The following is a 9556-nucleotide window of genomic DNA, read 5'->3' as shown; positions in this document are numbered from 1 at the left end:
GTCCTTTTTGGACGGGCGGGACGCCCATCCCACAATAACAATTAAAATTGTAAGTTATTTAATTCGCGATCCTAAAATACAGCGTGGGAAAGCTCTTCGGGTTTGAGATTGTTGTGAATAACTTTACCGTCGCGGAACCAGACAACGCGGCGAGTTTGACGCGCCACTTCGGGTTCGTGGGTTACCATAACAACTGTCATGCCGCTTTCGTTGAATTCGGTAAAAATATCCATTACTTCTTGAGTTGTTTTTGTATCCAATGCACCTGTAGGTTCGTCAGCCAGCAACAACACGGGACGGTTGACGATAGCCCTGGCGATGGCTACGCGCTGCTGCTGTCCTCCTGATAGTTGATTCGGTCTGTTTTGCAGGCGACTTTCCAGGCCTACTTTTGTTAAAGCCTCTACTCCCCGTTCGCGTCTTTCTCCTGCGGGAATGCCGGCATAAACCATGGGTAACATGACATTTTCTAGTGCTGTCAGTTGAGGCAACAGGTGAAATTGTTGGAAGACAAAACCTAATTTTAAATTGCGAATTCCGGCTAATTCTCCTTCGGGCATTTGGGCGACATCTACGCCGTCTAAGTAGTAACTGCCGCTCGTAGGTCGATCGAGACAGCCGATAATATTCATAGCTGTAGATTTGCCGGAACCCGATGCGCCCATAATCGAGCAATATTCTCCTTGTCTTACGGTCAAGCTGACGCCGTTTAAGGCGCGAACTTCCAGGTCCCCAATCCCGTAAACTTTTGTTACGTCTTCCAGACCGACAACAACGGGCTTTGAGAGGACTTGCGGGTCGAGGTCTTGGTATGTATCGGTTTGTAGTTCTGGCATTTTTTTTCTGTGCGATCGACACAACTAACTACTAACTTAACACTTGTTATCGGTTTTGGCGGCGGTCAATCGATTTTAGATTTTAGATTTTAGATTTTAGATTTTAGATTGACCCCACGGATAAATGCTCTTTCTTGAGGATTTTCGATTTGAGATTTTGGATTGATTCCACGGATAAATCACGTGGCGGGTACCATCAATAAATTCTTGGTCAGGGCGCTCGGTTGGAGGCTAATTTCAGTATCAGGCGTCTTTGCAAATGCAGCGGATTGGAGTGAACCAATCCCGAAGAATGAAGATTGCTTCGCGACTTTAAACAAGTCGGACAAGTTGTAATTATGGGACTTGCACAAGGGTGGTGAGAAACCGGGTTTTTTCACGAAAATCATTCGCTACAGCCCGAATCAACCATAAAAAACCCGGTTTCTGTGGTCTTGATGCGTAAGCCCTAAATTAAACAATTTGTCGCTTAAATGCTCTCAGGATCGATGTTCAATTCGCGCAGTTTTGCTGCCAAACGTTCGGCCCTTTGAGCTTCTTGTTCGGCACGCTGGCGGTTTAATTCCCCCTGTTCCTCCAATTCCGCATAGGAAAGAAACCTTTGTCCATCGGGTCGATATATTTCTAACCCAGCTTCGCCCAACTCAAATCGCACTCCCAATCTCGGACTTACCCAGCCCTCAATCGGCTCAATTATTTCTAAGTTTCCTTCTATTCTTTGCCAACCGCTCAAATCGTTGTTTTCGGGATCGTAAAGGTAATATTCATCGACTCCATAGCGATTGTAAAATGAAAGTTTTTTGTACATCTTGGTTTGTCTGTCGTTGTGAGAGCGAATCTCAAAGGCAACTTGGGGAGCAATATTATCTTCGTTAAATTGCAGGTAGGAACGTCGATCGCCCTTTGGTCTGCCAAATATTACCATGACATCCGGTGCTTGAGAAATGTCTGGTCTACCTTCAACTGGATACCACAGTAAATCGGCTGCTACAAACACGTTTGGGTCGTTTTTAAACAGCGATTCGCAACCTTCTTTGATTTTGACAATTAATTTGTATTGAATTGTGCTATCTGCCATTGGTTGACCGTCGCTGCATGGATAAATAATTTCTTCGGTCGTGACTTGCATAGTGGTTGTCTCCGAGAACTATCTGATATTAATTATACTAGTTTTTGAACTAGCATAATTTGTTGATACTTTTTTTGTTTAGATTACACATTCTCTAATTTTGCCAATTGTTCCTGGGCAAAATTGCGGACTTTTTCATCGGGATCGTTGGCAAATCGATCGCGAAGTATTTCTAAAGTTTTTGGGCGATCGGGGTATTGAGCGAGCATGATTCCAAGTGCTATTTGTCTGGGATTACCTTGGAAGTTATACTGACCTTCAAAAGGATAATTGATAGCTATATAGCACAACCATTCAAATATCTCTGGTTCATCTTTCCACCCATATGCTAGTTCTGTAAGTGCTAAAAATCGCACCCTAAAATCATCATCATCATATTGAGCGCGTTGTTTAAGGATAGATAAGGTTTCCGCGTCATCTTTCCATTCACGTGCTAATTCTAGGAATGCGGCAATTCGTACATCTGAATCATCATCATATTGAGCGCATTGTTTGAGGATAGGTAAGATATTCTGGTCATTTTTCCACCCACGTGCTAATTTTTGGACTGCTACTTCTCGGACATCCGAATCATCATCATATTGAGCGCGTTGTTTGAGAATATCTAATATTTCCTGGTCATCTTGCCACTCCCGTGCTAATTCTTGAAGTGCTGTTTCTCGCACATATGAACTATCATCATATTGAGCTAGTTGTTTGAGAATAGGTAAGGTTTCAGAGTCTTTTTTACACCACCGTACTAATTCTTTAATTGCTGCACTTTGCACACCCTTACAACCACTAGATTGAGCTACTTGTTTGATAACAGGTAAGATTTCAGGGTCATCTTTCCATCCGTATGCTAATTCTTGGACTGCTAAACGTCGCACAAAGGAATCATCATAAGATTGAGCTATTTGTTTGAGAATGGCTAAAGTTTCCGGGTCATTTTTCCAGCCCCGTACTAATTCTTGGACTGCTGCGTGTCGCACGGCCCAATTGTCATCTTCAGATTGAGCCAGTTGTTTGAGGAGAGGTAAGGTTTCGGAATCATCTTTCCATCCCCATGCTAATTCTTGGATCGCGGAATATCGCACACCCCAATTATCATCATCAGATTCAGCCAGTTGTTTGAGCCAAAGTAAGGTTTTAGGGTCATCTTTCCAAGTAAAGGCGATCGCACTTACTGCTTGAGTATGAATTTCTCTAACCAGTTCAATTTCTTTGCCCTTTACATGAAGACCTATGCTCTGCTCGCTGAGAGCACACTTCGTTAACTCTTTTAAACGTTCAAGCAATTCACTATCAATCCCAGCAATAATTTTTCTATCTCTCACCTCGTACAAACACTTTGCAGCCAAAAACAGGCTCTGGCAATTTTCAAATTCCTCAGACTGTTCAATCAAAAACTCAATCAATTTCCCTGTAAACCGTCCATCTATCAATCCCGCAATTAAGCACAAAACTTCGTGCCAATATTCATCATCCCAGTGCTTGCCAAAAATCCCAGTTTTCAACTTTTCTAAAGAAAGTTGGCGGGTTTTTTCAAATCGATATACAACCTCCGACGCACAGAAATATTCCAAAAAAGTTCGATGCACAAACCCATAAGTATCCGCACCCAAATAACATAAAATAAAGTTGCGAGTTCGCAGTTGGTTAATTATCAACTTTGCCCGCTCTTTCGGTCGATCGAAATCTTTATTCTTCAGATATGCTGTGAGGGTATCCTCCAAATCTTCCGCACTAATAATATTGCCAGCCAACCCTTCAGGTGCTGCTTGCATCTTGTAAGCGACTCGCCGCAGCATTTCTTGCTTATCTTTAGCATCAATAGTTTTCGGGTTGAGCCTGCTATCCTCTACTAAAGACCTTTCTACATCCCATTGATACAGCAACACCCGCGAAGCTTGATTGTAAAGTTCCGCCCTGTCTCTCGGCAATTCTTGACTGCGATTTAAAATCGCCATAATCGTCAACAATAACGGATTACCCGCTAAATCTCGAATCGTTGATGAATACGCTAATGCTCTTTCCATGCGCTGACTAATCCGCGCTTTTTCCCCAGGATCAGTAAAAGTTAATTCGTGCCAGCGGCGAACAAAATCCTGAATTTGTTCGGCATTCAAATCTTGGAGAATAAAGTGATGAAACCCTGAATCTTGCAACCGTTGAGGTTTGTAACCAATAATCCGAGACGTGACAATCGCTCGCACGCGGGGATACTCATTGGTAAACCGATGAATCGCCGTAATTACATCATCTCGTTTCCCGGGATCGAAAATTTCATCTAACCCGTCGAACATCACCACAGCCTCGCCTGCTTTAAGCTGTGCCTGCAATTGATGCTGATTCAAGTGACAAATTGAACCGGGACTTTGATGGAAAAATTCCAGGAAATTCTTGCAATGTCCTGATTCCCCGCTGCGAATGTAAGTCCGCAATTCTATTAGCAGCGGAATCGGCAGAGATGTCACGCTATTTAAGGGCGAGATCGCCCAGTTTAATGCTAAATATTGTAACAGAGTAGACTTGCCAGAACCCGGGTCGCCTAAAATAACAATGTAGGGATACTTTTGCTTGTCATTGATAACATCTAACACCGAGACGATCGGCTGAGAAAAATAACCGCGCCGATATTTCTCTAAATTTTCTAGTTCGATCGCGTCTAATTGATTGCAGTCTTGCAGCCGCCGTTGATGTTCTTTAGGAATTTCGTAAGCTTGGGGCAGAAATGATTCGTAAATCGATCGCACATCTTGGAAAATAAAGATTTGCCAAACCTTCAGTTTTTCGCGATAATCGTAGGTATTGGGATCGACGCTGCTTAAATTGAGATTGCTGTAACGCTCGCACAGAGCTTCTTGATATTGCCTCAAGTCAAAATCGGGAATAATCCCCGCCGTTTCTTGAGTATTTTTCTGAATGCTATCCAGATTTTGAGCATTCAAGATATCGCGCAAGTCTTTTGAGTCAAAGAGAATTTCTTGAACTTCGGCCAGATACTGATTGGCGATGGTTTGCCACTTAAATCTTGCTGGTAAAGGAGTTAAATCTAGTTGACTCCAGGTTTGTTCCAGAAGTTCTGCATCGAGAGACTCGCGATCGCTCTCAAAAGCCTTGCCCAAAATTTCCTTAACAGACTTGTTATTGATAAACTGTTTAACATCTTTAATATACCGCTTAATTTCCTCGGGGGGAAGTCCGGCGATTTTTAACTGCTGTTGTACCAACTCCAAAAACTTTTTGAGGGCTTTGCCCGCTGCGACTTTTCGCGGGTCTTTTTCGCCTAATAAGACGTTTTTCAGGGAATCTTTAAAAAAATCCTTAGCAAAATCCTTCGCGCCGTCTTTGACTAAATCTTCTAAGATGGGTTTAACGAGAATGCCTACTGCTTCCGTTGCTCCCCAGAGCAAAAGCCAATCTATCATAAAGCTAGCCCGAGAATTAATTTATGGTTATAATATAGCAATTATCAAGGATTGATGAAATTATCACAAACTGTAGGGTAATAATCTCCCGTGATTGCCCCGATAGGTTAAGGTAGTATCAGTTTTCTATCGCTGCGCTGCGATTGGCCCCGATCGCCCCTGATTGTTGCCCCCTACTACCCCTTAAAAATTGGGAAGAGCATCAAAGTTGCGCTTTTTTACAGGGATTTACTGGAGTTCGACTCGGCTATAACGAGCGATCGACAATTAGCTCTTTTATTCTTGGCTACCGCTCGAAAATAGTTACATTTTTATATATTTCTTGTCGATAGCTTGTGCTATAATCTAATAATGGGAGTGTGATCAATTTTAAAATTAACGCACAGATTCCTATTATTAAATAATAGCAGTGCCAGCGCAAAAAGTAAAGTAGTTGACCACAAAAAAAAACAAAAAATTTTTGAGATATCATTAAAAAAAGTAAAGCGTAAAATGGGTAAATTTGAGATAGGAGATTCACGACAATTATGACATACGATTACGACTTGTTTGTGATAGGTGCGGGTTCCGGCGGATTGGCGAGTTCCAAGCGAGCAGCATCCTACGGCGCAAAAGTGGCGATCGCCGAAAATGACTTAGTAGGCGGAACCTGCGTAATTCGCGGCTGCGTCCCGAAAAAACTCATGGTGTACGCTTCAACATTTTCGCACCTTTACGAAGATGCGGTAGGCTACGGTTGGAGTCCAGTAGAAAGCAGCTTTGATTGGGAAAAACTCATCACCAGCGTAGACACAGAAGTGCGGCGGCTGAGCAAACTGCACATCAGCTTCCTCGAAAAAGCCGGAGTCGAATTAATCTCAGGATACGCCAAATTTATTGACCCCCACACCGTCGAAGTTGGTGACAAAAAATATACCGCCGCCAAAATCTTAATAGCAGTCGGCGGAGAAGCCAGAAGAGTCCCAATTCCCGGCATCGAACACGCGATTACCTCCCGCGAAATCTTCCTGCAAAAAGAGCAGCCAAAACGGTTGGCCATTTGGGGAGGCGGCTACATCGGCGTCGAATTTGCTTGCATTATGAACGGGTTGGGAAGCAAAGTAACTCAAATCATCCGCAACGACTTAATTTTGAAGGACTTCGACACAGATATTCGCACCAACGTGCAAGAAGGAATGATTAAGCACGGCATAGAAATTTTGACAGAAAGCTCGATCAACCACATAGAGAAAACCCCAGAAGGCTTAAAATTAACTTTGTCGGGGAAATCCGAAGAAACGCTCATAGTAGACGCGCTGTTGTGCGCAACGGGGCGCTTGCCGAATTTGGAAAATTTGGCTTTAGAAAATGCGGGAGTAGAAATCGATAAATGTGCGATCGCAGTTACCAAAGACAGCCGCACCAGTCAGCCGCACATTTTTGCAGTCGGAGATTGCACCAACCGCATCAATTTAACGCCAATTGCGATCGCCGAAGGACGCGCTTTTGCAGATACTGAATTTGGCCACAATCCGAGAGCAATCAATTACGAAAATGTCCCGTCGGCGGTATTTTCCCAGCCGGAAGCGGGTACAGTCGGCTTAAACGAAGTGCAGGCGAGAGCAAAGTTTCCCGACTCAATTAAGTGCTACACAGCCAAGTTTAAACCGATGTTTCACTCCTTGACAGGTGCAGATGAGAAAACTTTTGTCAAGTTAATCGTTGAAACTAATACTGACAGAGTTTTGGGCGTGCACATGGTTGGGAAAGACGCGGGCGAGATTATTCAAGGAATGGCGATCGCGGTTAATATGGGAGCTACCAAGAAAGACTTCGACGCGACTATTGGCATTCACCCATCGACTGCTGAAGAGTTTGTGACTCTGCGGTAAAGCTAAAATCGGGATGCGGCAATCAGGAGGCGGCATTGCTCAAGCCGTGTCAATTTACTCCTTACTTTCCCTGGAGCGAAAGTAACGCAGATAGGCGAGGAAGAGCCTCTATTTTTACTCGTTACTCGTTACTTTCCCTGGAGCGAAAGGAACCAGTTAAATCAAGACACGGCCATGCCCCTTGCTGTCAACTTAAGACTGAAAGCCCTGATAAATAAGGTGCGATCGACCGGCATTACGTCATCCTACCGATTGGCGATCGGCAATAAACCTAGCTTATTGGTAATCCCCTGTTAAAACAAGAAGATTTAACGATCGCCAGCAACCACTTTTCAAAGGTTTGAGGGTCTTCTTCACCACCTTGACAGAGCTGGCGTAGAAGAGCAACCCCAATAGGCTAAACTTGTGTCTGATAACCACATTGACTACAAACCAATGACTACTTCTGTGGATCGAGACCAGATCGAGATTTCCAATACCGTCTCATCAAGCCCACAAGTTTTATCTTTCGTGAAAATTATTGAGTATTTATCTCTAGCAGCTTTTATTGGTGCATGGAGCCTTACTAGAGTTTTTCCAGACAATCAACTTATCGTTATCTGGGCAGCGGTTTTTCTCTCTAGTTTTATTTTTCTCTTCCTCGCCAATAGACAATTGGCTAACAACTTTAGGAATCGCGCTAATGAGTTAGAGATCCGCAGAAAAGCGGAACTCTACAGTTATCTATTAAACCCGAATACTGCTGCGAATAACAATCAGATAACTCCCGTGAGAGAAAAGGCTTTACGATATTGCCAGGAGTTGATTGACGACTATAAAAACACCAGAGAGACTTCGAGAAATATTTACTACACTTTCCAATTGGCAACCGTTATTTTATCGGGAGTCACACCAATTTTAGTATTGGTAGACAAATTGGAACCAAGTCAAGCGTTTTTCAAGTGGCTGCCAGTAATTTGTCCCGCTGTCGCCTCGATAGTCGCCAGTATAGTTACCTCATTTCCTTTTCAGGAGAATTGGATTTCGGCTAACACAACTGTGGAATTGTTAGAAGCGGAACAGGAGAAATTTGTATTGGGAGTGAGTCCGGCTTATCGTTACGATGATGGAGCCGACGAAGCCCAACATCAACAAATGGCAAAAATGGCAATAGAAAACTTTATCACTCAGGTGAATGAGATTCATCTCAAGCAAATCCAAAAACCAGAGGAGACACGGTCACAGGAGCAGAATACAGAGCCAGCTCAATCTACCGAGTCAAATTCGCCGCAGAGTTAACGAAGCTGACAATACCAGTAAGCAGGTAGGGTTAAGTGAGGGCTAACTGCTAGGCAAATCCTCCTCAGAAGCAGAAGAAGTCAATTCTGTTTCTGAGGAAGGCATATCCATAAGCGAGTTGCCATCGAAATGCCAAGACTTGGTGCAAGCAGATATCAATTTTGAATCTTACTGTGGAGCCAGCGATCTCCGATCCAAATAGCAGCACCATTAGTCAGTAATAGCAGCATTATAAATACCATAAATTTTGAAAACCTACACTATTCTTAGGTGAGAATTCCAACAATCAAGCTTGCTCCTGTTTGTGGGGTGACTGCCCCATATAGCAATCCTAAATCATTTGTGAATTTCTTACTCCCGAACCGCAGGTTCGGGGAGGGCTGGGGTGCGGTAAAAAATTTACGACTCCTGCAAGGATTGCTATATAAATAATAGATTTTAAAATTCCCTTGTACTTGACCTATTGGTTTGACTCCCAAAGCTGTAATTTTTTTTATTTCAATCGTTTTTAAGCCAAGTCTAGTGTCATCTTGACACCAATATTTGAGTTTCTTTTTCTGGATTTGGGGTAGTAGACTCTAACCACAAAGCTATTTTGAGCAAATTTTTTAGTTATTTTTTAACTCGATAGCTGCCGAAGCATCTTGTTTGTTACTATAGCGAGCCTAAATCACTTGTGAATTTCTTACTCCCGGACCGCGAGTTCGGGGAGGGTTGGGGTGGGGTAAAAAATTTACGACTCCTGCAAGAATTGGTATACAACGTCTTGGGACTTTTAATTTTGCTTTCATTCGATAGTGTACTTGCTTGTGTAATGTTTGATATTTGACTGATACTTGAGAGTTTTATTCTACCTATGTCGCAATTTATTTGTAAGTATTCAATTTACAGGATTCCTCACTTATTTTTTTTGAGATTCCGGCGATTACGGCGGTGGCAATTAATGAGGGGTCTACCTGGGGGGGTGACGACCCGCCCCAAACTCATAGTTAGTAAGGATTGAGCCAACTTGTGGTAAAAAAAGATAGGCAG

General features: G+C 43.1%; 5 protein-coding genes. 2 read left to right on the top strand and 3 right to left on the bottom strand.

Going from position 1 to position 9556, the window contains the following annotated elements:
• Nucleotides 1-71: 71 nt before the first annotated feature.
• The 3 genes from QUB56_RS35465 to QUB56_RS35455 form a co-directional block, all read right to left on the bottom strand.
• On the bottom strand, nt 72-836 hold the full coding sequence (locus QUB56_RS35465) for an ABC transporter ATP-binding protein (RefSeq protein WP_332961049.1): 765 nt from the start codon (nt 834-836) through the stop codon (nt 72-74).
• 469 nt (nt 837-1305) lie between these two features.
• Nucleotides 1306-1965, bottom strand: coding sequence for a Uma2 family endonuclease (locus QUB56_RS35460; protein ID WP_332961048.1), 660 nt, complete (start codon nt 1963-1965; stop codon nt 1306-1308).
• Between the two features lie 83 nt (nt 1966-2048).
• Nucleotides 2049-5375 carry a HEAT repeat domain-containing protein gene (locus QUB56_RS35455; protein WP_332961047.1) on the bottom strand — a complete coding sequence of 1109 codons (3327 nt, stop codon included), beginning with the start codon at nt 5373-5375 and terminating at the stop codon, nt 2049-2051.
• Nucleotides 5376-5902: 527 nt separating this feature from the next.
• On the opposite strand from QUB56_RS35455, the gene gor reads away from it, so the two are divergent.
• A complete protein-coding gene (gene gor / locus QUB56_RS35450) occupies nt 5903-7246 on the top strand; it encodes a glutathione-disulfide reductase (protein WP_332961046.1) in 1344 nt (447 codons plus the stop codon).
• Between the two features lie 435 nt (nt 7247-7681).
• Nucleotides 7682-8524, top strand: coding sequence for a DUF4231 domain-containing protein (locus tag QUB56_RS35445; RefSeq protein WP_332961045.1), 843 nt, complete (start codon nt 7682-7684; stop codon nt 8522-8524).
• The last annotated feature ends 1032 nt before the right edge of the window (nt 8525-9556 follow it).

This window comes from Microcoleus sp. AR_TQ3_B6 (assembly GCF_036702785.1).
Classification (GTDB): Bacteria; Cyanobacteriota; Cyanobacteriia; order Cyanobacteriales; family Microcoleaceae; genus Microcoleus.
The sequence above is the reverse complement of the archived record's forward strand: the minus strand, read 5'-3'. Positions and strand labels throughout refer to the sequence as shown.